The organism is Curtobacterium sp. MCLR17_034 (genome assembly GCF_003234485.1).
Classification (GTDB): domain Bacteria; phylum Actinomycetota; class Actinomycetes; order Actinomycetales; family Microbacteriaceae; genus Curtobacterium; species Curtobacterium flaccumfaciens.
The window spans coordinates 67,985-83,245 of record NZ_QKTH01000005.1 but is presented as its reverse complement, the minus strand read 5'-3'; the positions used below and the strand labels follow the sequence as shown (position 1 = coordinate 83,245).

At 71.6% G+C, this 15,261-nt stretch carries 18 protein-coding genes; 7 read left to right on the top strand and 11 right to left on the bottom strand.

Translation table 11 applies throughout. The features are described from left to right. Positions 1-35: 35 nt before the first annotated feature. The 9 genes from DEI98_RS07535 to DEI98_RS07495 all read right to left on the bottom strand — a co-directional run bounded on the left by DEI98_RS07535 (position 36) and on the right by DEI98_RS07495 (position 5,174). Complete coding sequence (locus tag DEI98_RS07535; protein WP_111100379.1) at positions 36-452, bottom strand: MFS transporter permease; 417 nt, start codon at positions 450-452, stop codon at positions 36-38. Beyond that, positions 449-1,348 carry an Asp23/Gls24 family envelope stress response protein gene (locus tag DEI98_RS07530; RefSeq protein WP_111100378.1) on the bottom strand — a complete coding sequence of 300 codons (900 nt, stop codon included), beginning with the start codon at positions 1,346-1,348 and terminating at the stop codon, positions 449-451. The genes DEI98_RS07535 and DEI98_RS07530 overlap by 4 nt, the downstream gene beginning before the upstream one ends. 77 nt (positions 1,349-1,425) lie before the next feature. Then, positions 1,426-1,599 (bottom strand): CsbD family protein, encoded by a 174-nt coding sequence (locus DEI98_RS07525; protein WP_071246087.1) that lies wholly within the window; start codon positions 1,597-1,599, stop codon positions 1,426-1,428. Positions 1,600-1,681: 82 nt separating this feature from the next. Continuing rightward, positions 1,682-2,245, bottom strand: coding sequence for a hypothetical protein (locus DEI98_RS07520; RefSeq protein ID WP_111100377.1), 564 nt, complete (start codon positions 2,243-2,245; stop codon positions 1,682-1,684). Next, on the bottom strand, positions 2,242-2,817 hold the full coding sequence (locus tag DEI98_RS07515) for a DUF6286 domain-containing protein (RefSeq protein WP_110864127.1): 576 nt from the start codon (positions 2,815-2,817) through the stop codon (positions 2,242-2,244). The genes DEI98_RS07520 and DEI98_RS07515 overlap by 4 nt, the downstream gene beginning before the upstream one ends. 9 nt (positions 2,818-2,826) lie before the next feature. After that, positions 2,827-3,141: a hypothetical protein gene (locus DEI98_RS07510; protein ID WP_017885411.1), complete on the bottom strand. Its 315-nt coding sequence runs from the start codon at positions 3,139-3,141 to the stop codon at positions 2,827-2,829. Continuing rightward, positions 3,138-3,329 (bottom strand): DUF2273 domain-containing protein, encoded by a 192-nt coding sequence (locus DEI98_RS07505; protein WP_017885412.1) that lies wholly within the window; start codon positions 3,327-3,329, stop codon positions 3,138-3,140. Before DEI98_RS07505 ends, DEI98_RS07510 begins: the two co-directional genes overlap by 4 nt. Next, on the bottom strand, positions 3,326-3,784 hold the full coding sequence (locus tag DEI98_RS07500; RefSeq protein WP_111094497.1) for an Asp23/Gls24 family envelope stress response protein: 459 nt from the start codon (positions 3,782-3,784) through the stop codon (positions 3,326-3,328). Before DEI98_RS07500 ends, DEI98_RS07505 begins: the two co-directional genes overlap by 4 nt. A gap of 169 nt (positions 3,785-3,953) precedes the next feature. Continuing rightward, positions 3,954-5,174, bottom strand: a complete 1,221-nt coding sequence (locus tag DEI98_RS07495) for an AraC family transcriptional regulator (RefSeq protein WP_111100376.1) — start codon at positions 5,172-5,174, stop codon at positions 3,954-3,956. Positions 5,175-5,256: 82 nt separating this feature from the next. Between DEI98_RS07495 and DEI98_RS07490 the strand changes: the two genes are divergently transcribed. The 4 genes from DEI98_RS07490 to pgi all read left to right on the top strand — a co-directional run bounded on the left by DEI98_RS07490 (position 5,257) and on the right by pgi (position 9,982). Continuing rightward, on the top strand, positions 5,257-5,547 hold the full coding sequence (locus DEI98_RS07490) for a metal-sensitive transcriptional regulator (RefSeq protein ID WP_027466001.1): 291 nt from the start codon (positions 5,257-5,259) through the stop codon (positions 5,545-5,547). Positions 5,548-5,579: 32 nt separating this feature from the next. Beyond that, on the top strand, positions 5,580-5,798 hold the full coding sequence (locus DEI98_RS07485) for a heavy-metal-associated domain-containing protein (RefSeq protein ID WP_171907845.1): 219 nt from the start codon (positions 5,580-5,582) through the stop codon (positions 5,796-5,798). Continuing rightward, positions 5,795-8,026 (top strand): cation-translocating P-type ATPase, encoded by a 2,232-nt coding sequence (locus DEI98_RS07480; RefSeq protein WP_111100375.1) that lies wholly within the window; start codon positions 5,795-5,797, stop codon positions 8,024-8,026. Before DEI98_RS07485 ends, DEI98_RS07480 begins: the two co-directional genes overlap by 4 nt. A gap of 234 nt (positions 8,027-8,260) precedes the next feature. After that, entirely contained in the window at positions 8,261-9,982 is a 1,722-nt protein-coding gene (pgi, locus tag DEI98_RS07475) for a glucose-6-phosphate isomerase (protein WP_111100466.1), read from the top strand. Between the two features lie 212 nt (positions 9,983-10,194). Here pgi and DEI98_RS07470 read toward each other — a convergent pair whose 3' ends face one another. Next, positions 10,195-11,100: a LysM domain-containing protein gene (locus tag DEI98_RS07470; RefSeq protein WP_258370767.1), complete on the bottom strand. Its 906-nt coding sequence runs from the start codon at positions 11,098-11,100 to the stop codon at positions 10,195-10,197. 132 nt (positions 11,101-11,232) lie between these two features. Between DEI98_RS07470 and DEI98_RS07465 the strand changes: the two genes are divergently transcribed. The 3 genes from DEI98_RS07465 to DEI98_RS07455 all read left to right on the top strand — a co-directional run bounded on the left by DEI98_RS07465 (position 11,233) and on the right by DEI98_RS07455 (position 14,196). Then, positions 11,233-11,769: a hypothetical protein gene (locus DEI98_RS07465; protein ID WP_111058055.1), complete on the top strand. Its 537-nt coding sequence runs from the start codon at positions 11,233-11,235 to the stop codon at positions 11,767-11,769. Between the two features lie 155 nt (positions 11,770-11,924). Further along, the gene (locus DEI98_RS07460) at positions 11,925-13,382 is read left to right on the top strand and encodes a sugar porter family MFS transporter (protein ID WP_051596822.1); all 1,458 of its coding nucleotides are present in this window, start codon (positions 11,925-11,927) and stop codon (positions 13,380-13,382) included. Between the two features lie 109 nt (positions 13,383-13,491). After that, positions 13,492-14,196: a DUF4396 domain-containing protein gene (locus tag DEI98_RS07455; protein ID WP_258370766.1), complete on the top strand. Its 705-nt coding sequence runs from the start codon at positions 13,492-13,494 to the stop codon at positions 14,194-14,196. 69 nt (positions 14,197-14,265) lie between these two features. Here the strand turns inward: DEI98_RS07455 and DEI98_RS07450 are convergent, their stop codons facing one another. Continuing rightward, positions 14,266-15,240: a zinc-binding dehydrogenase gene (locus DEI98_RS07450; protein ID WP_111100463.1), complete on the bottom strand. Its 975-nt coding sequence runs from the start codon at positions 15,238-15,240 to the stop codon at positions 14,266-14,268. Positions 15,241-15,261 lie beyond the last annotated feature (21 nt).

The window sequence follows — 15,261 nt, the reverse complement described above, 5'->3', positions numbered from 1 at the left end:
GGGCGGGCCTCCCGGCCGGGACCGTGCGTACGACGTCAGCCGGTGAAGCGGTTCCAGAGCTCGGTGACGATCGGCCAGACGTCGCCGGCGCGGTCGGCGGAGCCGACGGCGACCAGGACGACGGGGACCAGGGTGACGGCCAGGCTCACCAGGACGGCGAGCACGACGGCGGTCGTCGCGGTCGCGGTGTGCCGACGGGTCAGGGCGAGCAGGAGCAGGGCGAGCACCACGACCGCGCCGAGGACGGCGATCAGGGTGACGCGGACGAACGGGAACGGTACGAGGCCGGCGGTGGTGGCGGTGACCCCGCCGAGGAACCCGACCAGCGGCAGGAAGCCGCCGACCGCGACGGCGAGGACGAGGAAGACCCCGATGCCGCCGGCGATCCAGACGCCGCGGGGTCGGGGACGCCGGTCGCGGGACCGGCGCCCTCCGGACCAGGCGGTGGTCACGGCTGGTCCCGGTGACGGGGAGCCACTGCGGCATCCGCTGCCGCATCGGCGGCGACGGCTGCGTCGTCGGCCGCGTCCGCCGCGGCATCGGCAGCGTCGGCGGCCCGGTCGCGGGTCGTGCCGGCTGTGTCGACGACGACGTCGCGGGCCTGCTCGGCGGCGTCCTTCGCGGACGATGCCGCGTCGGCGGCCTGCTCGGATGCCCGGGCGAGCGACTCCGAGGCGGCGTCACGCGGACGCTCGCCCGTCTCTGCGGCGGCGTCGACGGCACGCTTGGTGGTGTCGGCGGTGGCGTCGGCAGCCTGCTTCGTCGCGTCCGCCGTGGCCGACGCTGCCTGCTTCGTCACGTCCGCCGTGGCCGTCGCGGCGCGCTTGGTGGCGTCCGCGGTGGTCTCGGCAGCCTGCTTGACGGCCTCGCCCGTCGACTCCGCCGCCTGCTTGACTGCATCGGTCGCCTGCTCGGCGGCGCGGCCGAGCGGGGACTGCTCGTCGTCGAACGGACCGTGCACGTCGAGGACGCGCACGTCGACCGAGGTGCGGAGGTCGGACAGCTGTCGGGTCGCGGCGGTCACCTGCTGGCGGACCTCGGCGGCGACGTCCAGCACCGGGTGCGGGTAGCTGACGACGACGGCGACCTGCACGGTGAGCACGCCGTCCTGTTCGTCGACCTGCACGCCGGTGGTGCCCGCCGAACGGCCGAGCTGCTTCCGCAGCTGGTCGGCGGCACGGGCGGTGATCCCGCCGAGGTGGTGCACGCCGGGCACGCCGAGCGCGGTCTCCGCCGCGGTGCGCGCGACGATCGTCGCGGTGCTCGCGTCGTCGGGCAGCGGCTCCGTCAGTGCTGCGGGCAGCGCCACCTCGGTGACCTGCGTGTTCGCATGGGGGTCGTGCTGCATGGTTCCTCCTCGTTCGGGATCTGCGCGGGACGCATCGGGGCACCCGTTCGACGGGTGCCCCGATGCGGTCGTGCGACCTACTTCTTGAAGACGTCCTTGACGTCCTCGCCGGTCTGCTTCGCGCTCGCAGCGGCCTGGTCCTTCTTGCCTTCGGCGACCTTCGAGTCGTCGTTGGTCAGGTTGCCGACGGCTTCCTTCGCCTTGCCGGCGAGGTCCTGAGCGGCGTTCTTGATCTTGTCGTCGAGTCCCATGACGGGTCCTTTCGTGAGTGGGCGTACGCCCGGTGGTGTGGTGGTGGGCCGGGAGGCCCGGGGTGCGTCCGGCTGAAGGGTGTCAGTGGACGCGGGTCGACTTCGCGAGCGCGGAGCGGGTACCGCCGGTTAGGTGCACGAGCACCGGGACCGGACGGCCGAGGGTGCGGTCGAGGACCGCGACGGCTCGGTCGACGGCGTCGAGCACGCTGACGGCGTCCCCGCCGCGGCGGACCGCGACACGGATCCGGGCGGCGCGCTGCCGGCGGACGAGGTAGGTGTCGACACGGGACCCGACCACGTCGCGGACACCCGCGAGTTCGTGCTCGAGGACGTCCCGGACGAGTGCGACGTTGACGGTGACCGCATCGTCGCCCGAGTGCTCCCGGACGGCGACGGACGTGCCGCCACCACCGCGGGTGAACACCCACACGAGCGACAGGACGATCACGAGGGCCGCGGCCCCGGCGACGATCCACAGCGCGGACGCGGGGACGTCGAGGCTGCGGGGGAGGTCGATGTACGGCTTGACGGCGTCCTGGACGGCGGGCAGCACGCCCGCGCCCATCGCGATCCCGACGACCACGGCGACGAGGCCGAGGACGAACAGGATGATCCGGTTGAGGGTCCGGTTGCTCTTGGTCATGCGAGGGTTCCCTTCTCCTCGACCCGGACGCGGACGCGTCGGCCGAAGCGCTCGTCGAGACCGCTCAGACGCTCCACGACGGCGGCGCGGACGCTCGCCTCGTCGACCGGCACACCGGTGACGGGGACGATGCGGACCTCGGTGGAACGGCCACGGGCGGTGGCGGAGGCGTTCCCCTCGGGGACACCGGCCGCCATGCCTGCAGCGTTCGCCGCGGTGGAGGCGACGATGCGGGCATCGATGACGACCGCACCGCGCTCGTGCTCGACGACCGATCGGTGCTGGCGGCCGGGCTTGAGCGCCAGGACGACCAGCACGACGCCGAGGACGACGAGCACACCCGCGATGACCTCGACGACGGTGACGAACGCGGCGTCCGGACGGAGCGCCGTGTCGACCACGGTCTGGGGGTCGGCGACCAGCGGCGGGCGTCCGATGGCGCTGAGCACCGCCTCGGTGCCGATCCAGGCGGCCACCAGGGCGAGCACGACGAGTGCCACCGCCACTGCTGTGGAGCGGGAGCGGTGCACGCTCCGACGACGGATGCGTCGTTCGACGGAACCGTTGCTCATGATGGCCTCCTAGCGGGCACGGGACTCGTGCTCGCGCACGATCCCGGTGAGTTCGATGTGGGCACTGCCGACGCGGCGCCCGGTCAGGTCGCTCACGCGACCCTTGACCTGGTCCGCGATCCGGATCGACCCGGAGACGATGTCGTCGCTCGCGGCGATCGGCCCGGTGATGTCGAGCGACAGTGCTCCCGACGCGTCGCCGAGTCCGACGCGCACCCGCTTGGCGGGGGCGCCGAGCCCTTCGGCTGCGACGGCCCGCGCCAGCGATGTGAGCGCGCGTGCGGTGATCTCGACGCGGCCCGGGACGTCCGGGCCGGCGTTCACCGGGAGCTCCGGCGTCCGGTCAGCACGTCGGTCAGGGCACCGCGGTCGATGCGCCCGGTGGCGAGTGCGGCGACGAGGGCCCCGATCGCACCGAAGACGATGACGAGCACGAAGCCCCAGAACCCGAACTGCAGTGCCACGACGGCGAGGACTGCGCCGATGAGGGCGCCGATCAGCGTGTTGCTCATGCGACTCGGGCTTCCTTCTTCTCGTCGTCGTTGTCGTCGTCGTCGCCCGGGATGTAGACGTCCTGGACGGTCACGTTGACCTCGGCGACCTCCATGCCGACGATCTGCTCGAGGGCACGGGCGACACCGGCACGGACGCCGTCGGCGACCTGCTGGAGCGACACCGGGTACTCGGCGACGATCACGATGTCCGCGGCGACCTGCTTCTCGCCGACCTCGACCTTGACGCCCTGACCGAAGTCGCGCTGGCCGATCGCGTCGCGGATGGCCCCGATGGCACGGGCTGCACCGTTGCCGAGGGAGTGCACGCCGTTGACCTCACGGGCGGCGATGCCGGCGACCTTCGACACGACGGTGTCGTCGATGACGGTCTTGCCGGTGACGCCGCTGGTGCCGGCGTGCGAGGTGGCACGGGTCGCCGTGGTGGCCGGGGTGGGGGTGATGGTGTCAGCCATGTTCGTTCCTTCCGTTGACCCGCCGGGCGTTCCCAGCGGTTGCTGTTCACGGATGAGACGGGCTGTGGAAGAGATTCGTCACACACGACTTCTCGGATTCGGGAGGAATCCAGGGAACCCCGGAAATCCGGGGATCTGTGTGTACCCCCGGGGTGTTCCGTCCGGCCTTTCAGCCGTTTCCGGCCGCGCCGTTGCGCTCGGCAGCGGCCCGCATGGCACGGACACAGGCCATGGGGGAATCGCCGCGCTCCTCGCGGAAGAGCTGCTGCAGCCGTCGGGGGAGCACCCCTGCAGCGGCCGCGATGTCGTCGAGCGTGAGCGGGTCGTCGAGGTGCTGTTCGATGTACGACACCGCACGACGGACACGCCACGACGCCTTGCCGGCCTCCGGCTGCGCAGCCAGCGACGCGCGCTTCGTCACGGCCGGGTCCTCACCGAACCGGTCGCGGTAGGTCTCGGCGAACCGGCCCGGGTTGGTGAAGCCCCAGCGGCGGGCGATCGCGGCGATGCCGGAGGACACGAGCGGACAGTCCGCCGGGGCGACCGGGCCACCCCGGTCCGCGCGGAGCAGCTCCTCGCGCACACGGTCCAGGCGGTGGTCGCGCAGGAAGCGGTGCGGGGTGGTGTCGAGTGTCCGGGCGAAGACGTCCTGCAGCCCGCGCTGGCTCAGTCCGCAGGCGGCGGCGATGGTGGGGACGGAGGGGCGTTCTGCGGCGTGCAGCTCGATGAAGCGGATCGCGTCGCGGAGCCGGTTCGCCACGGGCACGTCGTCGCCGCGGTTCCGGATGGGGAACGTGTCGAGGATGACGACGGCCAGCCGGCGGTTCAGGGCGGTCCGCATCGGCCCGAGCACGCGGTCGTCGACCAGGGCTGGCCCGAGTTCACGGATCAGGTGCCGCAGGGGTTCGCGCCGGGCGACGACTTCGTCCTGCTGGTCGAACAACAGTGGGCCGTCGGGCAGGCGGTAGCCGAGGTCGCGGCCGACGCTCCGCAGGAACCGGTCGGACACGTGCACGCCGTTGTAGACGGTGCCGTCGGACTCGAACCGGTAGGCCTCGGACGCCGACGCGATGTACGGGCTGCCCGGCTCGACGACGCGGGTGCGGTCGGCGAAGTGCATCTCGAGCCGGCCCTTGGTGAGCCAGAACACCACGTGGTCGTCCCGCACGCCGATGACCCCACCGCGTCGGCCGCCCTCGGCCCGCATGGTGCGCAGCGACAGGTCGTCGTCGCCCACGACCGTGTACTCGTACCGGGTGTCGTCGGTGGCGAAGGTCTCGGAGGCGAAGTCCGAGCCGCCGTACTCGGCCGTGAAGATCTCGGAGTAGTCGGAACCCTCGCCGTCGGAGAACCGCAGCCGGCGGAATCCGTTCGTCGTCGAGGGGTCCATGCGCCGATCATGCCATCAGTTGCACCGGACAAGGAAAGGAATACCCTAGGGGGGTACCGTATTGAGAACGGTGGAGGCGGACATGCACGAACACGTCGGGTACATCGGCGACAAGGACGACCTGCTCAAGCGACTCCGTCGCGCCGAGGGGCAGGTGCGCGGGATCGCGCGGATGGTCGAGGACGAGACGTACTGCATCGACGTCCTCACCCAGATCTCGGCGGCGAACCGGGCGCTCGAACGCGTCGCGCTGTCGCTGCTCGAGGACCACCTGGCGCACTGCGTCGCCGAGGCCGTCGCCGAGGGCGGGGACGCCGCCGACGAGAAGGTGCGCGAGGCCAGCCAGGCGATCGCCCGGCTCGTCCGCTCCTGACCCTGACGACCCACCACCGAAAGGGAGACACCATGACCACCGAAACGCTGCTCGTCGAGGGCATGACCTGCGACCACTGCGTGATGAGCGTCACCGAGGAACTCACCGAGGTCGACGGGGTGTCGGGCGTCGACGTCCGACTCGTCCCCGGCGGATCGTCCGAGGTCACCGTCAGCTCGACGGCACCCGTCGATGCGGACGCCCTCCGCACCGCCGTCGCCGAAGCGGGGTACGAGGTCGTGCGCTCGTGACCGACCGCACCGTCGAACTCGACATCACCGGGATGACCTGCGCCTCGTGCGCGAACCGCATCGAGCGGAAGCTCGGCAAGCTGCCCGGGGTCACCGCCACCGTCAACTACGCCACCGAGAAGGCGCAGGTGCAGGTCGCCGCGGACGGCACCGCCGACCCTCAGGCGCTGATCGCCGCGGTGGAGTCGGCCGGCTACGGCGCCACGGTGCCGGCACCGCCCGCCGCCGCTGACGCCGGACCCGCGGCCGATGCCGACCCGACCGGCCCGCTGCGCCGACGCCTGGTCGTGTCCGCCGTGCTCGCGGTGCCCGTCGTGGTGCTCTCGATGGTGCCGGCCCTGCAGTTCCCGAACTGGCAGTGGCTCGCCCTGACGCTCGCCGCGCCCGTCGCGGTCTGGGGTGCGCTCCCGTTCCACCGCGCCGCGTGGGTCAACGCCCGGCACGGTGCCGCCACCATGGACACCCTGGTGAGCGTCGGCGTCCTCGCCGCCTTCGGGTGGTCGCTGTACGCCCTGTTCCTCGGCGACGCCGGCACGACCGGCATGCACATGACGTTCTCGTGGTTCGCCACGGACCCCGAGGCCACCGACCTGTACCTCGAGGTCGCCACGGCCGTGACCGTGTTCATCCTCGCCGGCCGGTACATGGAGGCCCGCGCGAAGACGCAGTCCGGTGCCGCACTCCGGGCGCTGCTCGAACTCGGTGCGAAGGACGCCACCGTCCTGCGCGACGGTGCCGAACACCGCCTGCCGGCCTCGTCCCTGGTCGTGGGCGACGTCGTCGTGGTGCGACCCGGCGAGCGGATCCCGAGCGACGGCCTGGTGCAGGACGGCTCCTCGGCTGTCGACCTCAGCATGCTCACCGGTGAGTCCGTGCCGGTCGAGGTCGGCCCGGGCGACCGGGTCACCGGCGCCACGGTCAACGTCGGCGGGCGGCTCGTCGTCGCGATCACGCGCGTCGGCGCCGACACCGAGCTCGCCCGCATGGGTCGCCTGGTCGAGGACGCCCAGACCGGCAAGGCCGAGGTGCAGCGCCTGGCCGACCGCGTGTCCGGGGTCTTCGTGCCGATCGTCATCGCGCTCGCCGTGCTGGCCTTCGTCGGCTGGCTCGTGTTCGGCGGCTCGGTCACCGCGGCCTTCACCGCGGCCGTCGCCACCCTGATCATCGCCTGCCCGTGCGCGCTCGGGCTCGCCACGCCCACCGCCCTGCTGGTCGGGACCGGCCGAGGCTCCCAACTCGGCATCCTGATCGGCGGTCCGCAGGTGCTCGAGCGCACCCGCGGTGTCGACACCGTCGTGCTCGACAAGACCGGCACCGTCACCACGGGGTCGATGACGCTGCGGTCGGTCACCGCCGTCGACGAGACCGAGGACGTCGTCCTGCGCCTCGCCGCAGCGGTCGAGGACGGCTCCGAACACCCCGTCGCCCGCGCCGTGACCACTGCGGCCCGTGCCGGGGGCGCCGACCTGCCCCAGGCCGAGCAGTTCACCGCGACCGCCGGCGCCGGCGTGCAGGCCGTCGTGGACGGCGACGTCGTGCTGGTCGGCACGAGCCGCTGGCTCGCCGACTCGTGGTCGATCACCCTGCCCCCGGTGCTCGCCGACGCCGTCGACCGCGCCGAGGCCGACGGGGGCACCGCGGTCGTCGTCGCCCGGAACGGCACGGCCCTCGGCGTGGTCGTCGTCGGCGACACCGTGAAGCCCGAGGCCGCCGACGCGATCGCCCGCTTCCGGGCGCTCGGCCTGCACCCGGTACTGCTCACCGGCGACAACGACGGTGCCGCACGTGCGGTCGCCGCGAGCGTCGGCATCGACGAGGTGCACGCCCGCGCGACCCCCGCGTCGAAGCTCGAGACCGTCCGCCGGCTGCAGGCCGAGGGGCGGAACGTCGCGATGGTCGGCGACGGCGTGAACGACGCCGCCGCGCTGGCCGCAGCCGACCTCGGCATCGCCATGGGGGCCGGCACCGATGCAGCCATCGCGGCGAGCGACATCACGGTGGTGAGCGGCCGGCTCACCGTGGTGGCCGACGCCATCCGGCTGTCGCGCGCGACGCTCGGCGTCATCAAGGGCAACCTGTTCTGGGCGTTCGCGTACAACGTCGCGGCGATCCCGCTCGCGATGGCGGGGCTGCTGAACCCGGTGCTCGCGGGTGCGGCGATGGCGTTCTCGTCGGTCTTCGTCGTGACGAACAGCCTGCGGCTGCGTCGCTTCGCGGCGCAGCCGTGAACCCGACCACACCCGTGAACCCGGCAAGCCGACCGCAGCCCTGAACCCGGCAGGCCGACCGCAGCCGTGAACGCGTCCGGCCGGGAGGCGTGACGCGCGCAGCGAACGCGGGCCGCGCCTCCCGGCCGACTGTGCGCACCACCTGCCGGAGCGCACTACGCTCGAAGACGGTCCGCGACGCAGCGCTGCGTGACCCGCGGGCTGTACGTCCAGAAGGTGATCCAGGAGGACCCCGTGACCGAATCCGCTCCCGTCGACCCCACATCGACCGAAGGCTGGAAGAAGCTCGACAGCATCGCTGCCGACTTCACCCCGGACCTGCGAGGGTGGTTCGACAGCGACCCCGGTCGTGCCGAGCAGTACACCTTCCAGGCGGCCGACCTGACCGTCGACCTGTCCAAGGGCCTGGTGACCGACGAGATCCTCGCCGCGCTGCTGCAGGTCGCGAAGGACACCGGCGTCGCCGAACGCTTCCAGGCGATGCTCGCCGGTGAGCACATCAACGTCACCGAGGACCGCGCCGTGCTGCACACCGCGCTCCGCCGCCCGAAGGCGACCGAGGGCCTCGTGCCGGCGGCGCCCCTGACCGTCGACGGCCAGGACGTCGACGCCGACGTGCACGCCACGCTCGAGAAGGTCTACGGCTTCGCCGAGCAGGTCCGCAGCGGCGCCTGGACCGGCGTCACCGGCAAGCGCATCGAGACCGTCGTCAACATCGGCATCGGTGGCTCCGACCTCGGCCCGGTCATGGTCTACGAGGCACTCAAGCCCTACGTCCAGCCCGGCCTCGAGGCCCGCTTCGTGTCGAACATCGACCCGGCGGACATCTACGAGAAGACCGCGGACCTGGACCCCGAGACCACGCTCTTCATCGTCGCGTCGAAGACCTTCGGCACGCTCGAGACCCTGACGAACGCGCGCCTCGCCCGCCAGTGGCTGTGGGAGAAGCTCGGCCTGACCGACGCCGCCGACGACGAGAAGAAGAACGCCGTCGCCAAGCACTTCGTCGCCGTCTCCACCGCGCTCGACAAGGTCGAGGCCTTCGGCATCGACCCCGAGAACGCCTTCGGCTTCTGGGACTGGGTGGGCGGCCGCTACTCGGTCGACTCGGCCATCGGCACGAGCGTCGTCATCGCGATCGGCAAGGAGAACTGGGAGCAGTTCCTCGCCGGCTTCCACGCCATCGACGAGCACGTCCGCACCACGCCGCTCGAGCAGAACGTCCCCGTCCTGATGGGCCTGCTCAACGTCTGGTACACGAACTTCCTCGGTGCGCAGAGCCACGCTGTCCTGCCGTACACGCAGTACCTGCACCGCTTCGCCGCGTACCTGCAGCAGCTCACCATGGAGTCGAACGGCAAGCGCGTCCGCTGGGACGGCTCGCCCGTCACCACCGAGACCGGCGAGGTCTTCTGGGGTGAGCCCGGCACGAACGGCCAGCACGCGTTCTACCAGCTCATCCACCAGGGCACCCGCCTGATCCCGGCCGACTTCATCACGGTGGCCAACCCGGCCCGTCCGCTCAAGGACGAGACCGGCGACGGCAAGGGTGTCGCGCCCGGCACCGACGTGCACACGCTGTTCCTGGCGAACTTCTTCGCGCAGACCAAGGCGCTCGCGTTCGGCAAGAGCGCCGACGAGGTCCGCGCCGAGGGCACCACGGACGAGGGCATCGTCGCGGCGCGCACGTTCCCCGGCAACAAGCCGACCACGTCGATCATCGCGCCGGAGCTCACCCCGAGCGTCCTCGGCCAGCTCATCGCCCTGTACGAGCACATCGTGTTCACCGAGGGCACGATCTGGGGCATCGACTCGTTCGACCAGTGGGGTGTGGAGCTCGGCAAGCAGCTGGCGCTGCAGGTCACGCCGGCCGTCGAGGGCGACCAGGCCGCGCTCGACGCGCAGGACCCGTCGACCAAGGCGCTCATCGCGAAGTACCTGGAGCTGCGGAAGTAACGCACGCCCCCACCTGACGGACGGGAGGCCCGTGGCGGATCCGCCACGGGCCTCCCGTCCGTCGTGTCGGGCACTGCCAAAGCGACAGTTGCGCCCGACGGGCCGCCGTCAGGCCTGCGAAAGCGACAGATGCGCGCCGATCTTCCGCGGAGAAGTGTCGCTTTCGCGAGGGCCCGCTGCGACGCCGCGGGGCTCGGCGCCGGGCCGCCCGCTCAGCGGGCGAGCGGGTCGAGGTTGAGGGACGTGCCCTCGTACAGGTGCTGGTCCTCGCCGAACACCTGGACACCCTCGTTGAGCCAGACCAGGTCGCGGACGGTGATGCCGAACCGCGCCGCGACGTCCCCGATCAGGTCGTCCGGTGCGACGCCGTAGGACCTCGGCGCGCCGGCGGCCGTTGTCGCGGTGACGGTCCCGGTCGCGTTCGCCCGTCGTCCGGCGTCCTTCGGGCGCACGTTCGTCTGCCGGGTGGGGACGGACCACCGCACGGTGGACACCGCGAGGACCTTGCCGGCGGAGATCTCGACGGGGACGTCCTGTCCGGGCGCCGCGGCGGAGTAGGTCACGAGGGTGCCGAGGTGTGACGGGTCGACCCCGGATCCGTCCAACGGGACGTCGACCGCGGCCGCTGTGCTGGTCGGACCGCCGAGGGTCCGGTCACCGACACCGGGGTAGGTGAGCCCGTCGCCCACCGCACGGGGCAGGTCGAAGAACGCGACGCCGATCGGCACCGGCAGCGTCGAGGTGATCCCGGAGTACTGCGCGGTGAAGGTGTCGTCGCCGTCCGCGACCACCCGGAAGTGGAAGTGCACGCTGCCCTTCGGCGAGGCCACGTCCCCCTGCGCCAGGACGGTCCCGGCGGGGATCGGTGTCAGCGTCGGTGCGGGTGCGGCGGCCTCCGTCGGCACCGGGGTCGGTGTGCGCGGGTTCGCCGAGGCCTCGATCAGGTCCGATGCCGACTCGCCGTCCGGGGTCGCGGTCGGGGTCTCGCTCGCGGTCGGGCTCGACGCGGGTGGGGAGGCGGGAGCGGGCAGGGCACCGTCCGGTCCCCGCAGCAGCGAGCAGCCGGACAGCACCACGCCGGCCGCCAGCACGATGGCGATTCCGCCGGTCCGTTTCATGATGCCCCCTCAGCTCGAGGGTAACGCGATGCCGAACACACGGTCGTCGTCGCCGGCGGACTGTGTCCCGGGACGCAGTCCAGCCGCCGAGGGGGCGAGATGGTGTCGGTCGGAGCGGCTACGGTCGAGGGCATGGAGCGTTCGGAGATCCTCGCCGCGGCTGCCGCCGCGCACGCCGCCCGCATCGCAGCGGCCGGTGGTGACGACGTCGCAGCGCGTGAACGGGCCGACAGCGTCCGACGACGGGCCGACGGGCTCACCGACCGGTACGACACCGTCGAGGGCACGGACGGCGAGTCCGACGCCCGCGACGCCGCACGCCGACGCGCAGGCGAGGCGGACCGCGCGGCCTCGCGCACCGAGGGCGTGCTGTCGGACTGGCACCGGATGGGCACCCGTCGTGGCGTCACCCCCGACGCCCAGGTCCGCACGGCCTGGACCGTGACCGGGGTCCCCGAGCGCGGCGACGCCCGCGCGCTCGCGAACGTGCTGCTCTCCACCGCGGGGCATGCCGGACGCGTCGCCGACGCCGCCCGACGCAACCCCGCCCTGTCCGGTGCCGCAAGTGCCGCCGCCCGACGGACCGTGCGCCGCTACACCGACCACGGTGCCGACATGGCCTCGTTGGGGGACGTCCTGGGCGAGGGCCCCGTCGACGACGAGCGCTGAGCCCGATCCGCAGATTGGACCGCTCCCGTCCTCATCAGGCCTTCTGTGGACCGATCCAAACGACCTGACGACAGAATGTCCAATTGACAGGACATGGAATCGGGTTACGATCGGTCCACGCGATGAAGCGCGATCACCGACGAAGGAGTCACCGAATGGTCGACATCAAACCGACAGCCCCGACTGTCGCACTGCCCCCGTTGGGGACCGGGCCGCACCGCCGACGACTCGGCGTGCTGGCCCTCGTCGCCACGTTCGGCGGGTTGCTCTTCGGGTACGACACCGGTGTCATCAACGGTGCCCTGAACCCGATGAAGGCGGAGCTCGGCCTCACGAACTTCACCGAGGGCGTCGTCACCAGCTCGCTGCTCTTCGGTGCCGCGATCGGTGCCATGCTCGGCGGCCGCATCGCCGACGGCTGGGGTCGTCGCAAGACCATCATCCTGCTCGCCGTCACGTTCTTCGTCGGCACGCTGATCTGCGTGTTCGCGCCGACGTTCGAGGTCATCGTCGTCGGTCGTGTGCTCCTCGGCCTCGCGGTGGGTGGCGCATCCACGGTGGTTCCGGTGTTCCTCGCCGAACTCGCGCCGTACGAGATCCGCGGGTCGCTGTCCGGCCGCAACGAGCTCATGATCGTGATCGGTCAGCTCGCCGCGTTCGTGGTCAACGCGATCATCGGCAACGTGTGGGGTGAGGGCAACGGCGTCTGGCGCGTCATGCTGGCCGTCTGTGCGCTCCCCGCGATCGCGCTGTTCGTCGGGATGCTCCGGGTGCCGGAGTCACCGCGGTGGCTCGCGTCGAAGGACCGCTACGACGAGGCGCTCTCGGTCCTCGAGCAGGTCCGGACCACCGATCGGGCCCGTGCCGAGCTCGACGACATCAAGCGGAGCAACGACCTCGAAGCGAAGGTCGAGCGCGTCAGTGGCTGGCACACGCTGCGCGGGAACAAGTGGCTCATCCGCATCGTGCTCATCGGTGCCGGGCTCGGCGTCGCGCAGCAGCTCACCGGCATCAACTCGATCATGTATTACGGCCAGACCGTGCTCATCGAGTCCGGGTTCCAGGCGTCGGCCGCCCTCATCGCGAACATCGCCCCCGGCGTGATCGCCGTGATCGGTGGCGTCATCGCGCTGTACAACATGGAGAAGATCAACCGCCGAACGACGCTGATCCTCGGGTTCACGCTGACGACGATCTGCCACTTCCTCATCGGCATCGCGTCGGTGGCGCTGCCCGAGGGCAACCCGGCTCGGCCGTGGGTCATCCTGTTCCTGGTCGTCGCGTTCGTCGGTTCGATGCAGACCTTCCTCAACATCGCGGTCTGGGTCGTGCTGTCCGAGATCTTCCCGACGCAGATCCGTGCGCTCGGCATGGGCATCTCGGTGTTCTGCCTCTGGATCGCGAACGCGTTCCTCGGGCTGTACTTCCCGACGATCGTCGCCGCGACCGGCATCACCGGGACCTTCTTCGGCTTCGGGGTCGTCGGGCTGCTGGCGCTGCTCTTCATCTGGAAGTTCGTGCCGGAGAGCCGCGGTCGCACCCTCGAAGAGGTCGAAGAGGGCGTCACCACCGGCAACATCTTCACCGTCCCCGTGAAGGCGTCGCGCCGCTAGTCCGCACCACGCCGCACCGAGTGAGCAGAAGACGTCGGGTCGCCCCAGGGCACCCGACGTCTTCTGCTCACTGGATCCAACGTCGTCGCCCGGTCGGTTGCATGGAGGCGTGACGGAACTGGTGCTGCAGGACTTCCCGGCCGCCCTGAGCGTGGTGTGCTCCGCGCTGCTCGTGGTCGCCGTGGGCTGTGCCGTGTTCGTGGCGGTCGACGTGGTGCGTCGGCCGCCGCAGATGCGCGTCATGGCCTTCGTGTGGCCGCTCACGATGCTGTTCGGCAGCGTCGTGTGGCTCGTCTTCTACCTGCGTCGTGGGCGGGCGACGGCGCCCGGCCACGGACGGTGGGCGGGCACCGCGATCGACACGAGCCACTGCGGGGCCGGGTGCGCCCTCGGCGACCTGATCGGCGAGTTCGGGCTCGCGGCGTTCCCGGCGCTCGGGGTGGCGGTCGGCCTGGGGTCGCTCTACCAGGACCGGATGGTCGCCGGGTGGATCGTCGACTTCGTCATCGCGTTCGTGCTCGGCATCGCGTTCCAGTACTTCGCCATCGCGCCGATGCGGGGCCTCGGCGTCCGGGCCGGGCTCGTCGCCGCGCTCAAGGCCGACACGTTGTCGATCATCGCGTGGCAGGTGGGCATGTACGGCCTGATGGCGGTGTGGCAGCTCGTCGTGTTCCCGGCACTCGTCGGCGGGCGCGCGAGCGTCTTCTCGCCGGAGTTCTGGGTGGCGATGCAGCTGGCGATGGTGGCCGGCTTCGTCTGCTCCTACCCCGTGAACGTCTGGCTGGTGCGTCGCGGGATCAAGGAGGCCATGTGACGGACCCGCGGACGGACGGGAGGCCCGGTGCCAGCTGGCACCGGGCCTCCCGTCCGTTCTGTGGTCGCGCTACGGGCGCAGGAGCACCTTGCCGACGCGGCCGGCGGTGTCGCTGGCGCGCACGGCGTCGCGGACCTGCTCGAAGGCGAATGTCTCGGCGACGGGGAGCGTCAGCGAGCCGTCGAGCACTCGGGTGATGAGCTCACCGAAGAGCTGCCCCTTCGTCTCGGCCGGCATCGTCTTGCTGACGACGGAGCCCCAGAAGCCCTTCACGGTGAGCTGGCCGAAGATGACCTTGCCCGACGGGATCTCGAGCGTCGGCGACGCCATCGCGCCGAAGACGACGAGGGTGGCGTTCTCGCCCAGCACGGAGGCGATGTCGCCGGCGGCCTTGCCACCGACCGACTCGACGCCGGCGATGATCGGGGCGCCACCGGTGATCGCGGCGACCTGGTCCTGCCAGTCGTCGGCGTCGGTGGCGACGATGCGCTCGATGCCCTGCTCGCGGAGCTCGTCGACACCGGCGGCGCGACGGACGAGTCCGATCACGTTGATGCCACGGGCGGCGCCGAGCTGGGCGACCATGCGTCCGACCGCACCGTTGGCGGCGTTCTGGATGATCCAGTCGCCCTCGTGCAGGTCGAGCGAGTGCAGCAGGCTGATGGCGCTGAACGGCATCGAGACGAGCTGGGCTGCGGCCTCGTCGGTCATCGCGTCCGGCACCGGGACGAGCCCGGCGGCGTTCGCGGTGTAACACTCGGCCCAGACACCGAAGGCGCCGCCGGCGACGCGCTGGCCGACCTGCAGGTTCGTGACGCCCTCGCCGAGTGCCTCGACGACACCGAGTGCCTCGGTGCCCGAGGCGGCGGGCAGCTCCGGCTTGAAGCCGTAGGTGCCGCGGACGGTCCACAGGTCGTGGTTGTGGATGGGGGAGAGGACCGTGCGGACGAGGACCTCGCCGGCGCCGGGCGTCGGGACGGGGCGCTCCTGCACCTCGAGGACGTCGGCGGGCTCGGCGAAGGTCTCGTGGACGACGGCGCGCATGGTGGAGGGGGTGGTGGTGCT

Bases quoted from the DNA above. Each gene is read 5' to 3' on its own strand.
- DEI98_RS07505 (WP_017885412.1), bottom strand. From the start codon at position 3,329: ATGAGCAACACGCTGATCGGCGCCCTCATCGGCGCAGTCCTCGCCGTC.
- DEI98_RS07490 (WP_027466001.1), top strand. From the start codon at position 5,257: ATGCACGAACACGTCGGGTACATCGGCGACAAGGACGACCTGCTCAAG.
- DEI98_RS07525 (WP_071246087.1), bottom strand. From the start codon at position 1,599: ATGGGACTCGACGACAAGATCAAGAACGCCGCTCAGGACCTCGCCGGC.
- DEI98_RS07470 (WP_258370767.1), bottom strand. From the start codon at position 11,100: ATGAAACGGACCGGCGGAATCGCCATCGTGCTGGCGGCCGGCGTGGTG.
- DEI98_RS07515 (WP_110864127.1), bottom strand. From the start codon at position 2,817: ATGAGCAACGGTTCCGTCGAACGACGCATCCGTCGTCGGAGCGTGCAC.
- DEI98_RS07500 (WP_111094497.1), bottom strand. From the start codon at position 3,784: ATGGCTGACACCATCACCCCCACCCCGGCCACCACGGCGACCCGTGCC.
- DEI98_RS07450 (WP_111100463.1), bottom strand. From the start codon at position 15,240: ATGCGCGCCGTCGTCCACGAGACCTTCGCCGAGCCCGCCGACGTCCTC.
- DEI98_RS07460 (WP_051596822.1), top strand. From the start codon at position 11,925: ATGGTCGACATCAAACCGACAGCCCCGACTGTCGCACTGCCCCCGTTG.
- DEI98_RS07465 (WP_111058055.1), top strand. From the start codon at position 11,233: ATGGAGCGTTCGGAGATCCTCGCCGCGGCTGCCGCCGCGCACGCCGCC.
- DEI98_RS07530 (WP_111100378.1), bottom strand. From the start codon at position 1,348: ATGCAGCACGACCCCCATGCGAACACGCAGGTCACCGAGGTGGCGCTG.
- DEI98_RS07520 (WP_111100377.1), bottom strand. From the start codon at position 2,245: ATGACCAAGAGCAACCGGACCCTCAACCGGATCATCCTGTTCGTCCTC.
- DEI98_RS07495 (WP_111100376.1), bottom strand. From the start codon at position 5,174: ATGGACCCCTCGACGACGAACGGATTCCGCCGGCTGCGGTTCTCCGAC.
- DEI98_RS07485 (WP_171907845.1), top strand. From the start codon at position 5,580: ATGACCACCGAAACGCTGCTCGTCGAGGGCATGACCTGCGACCACTGC.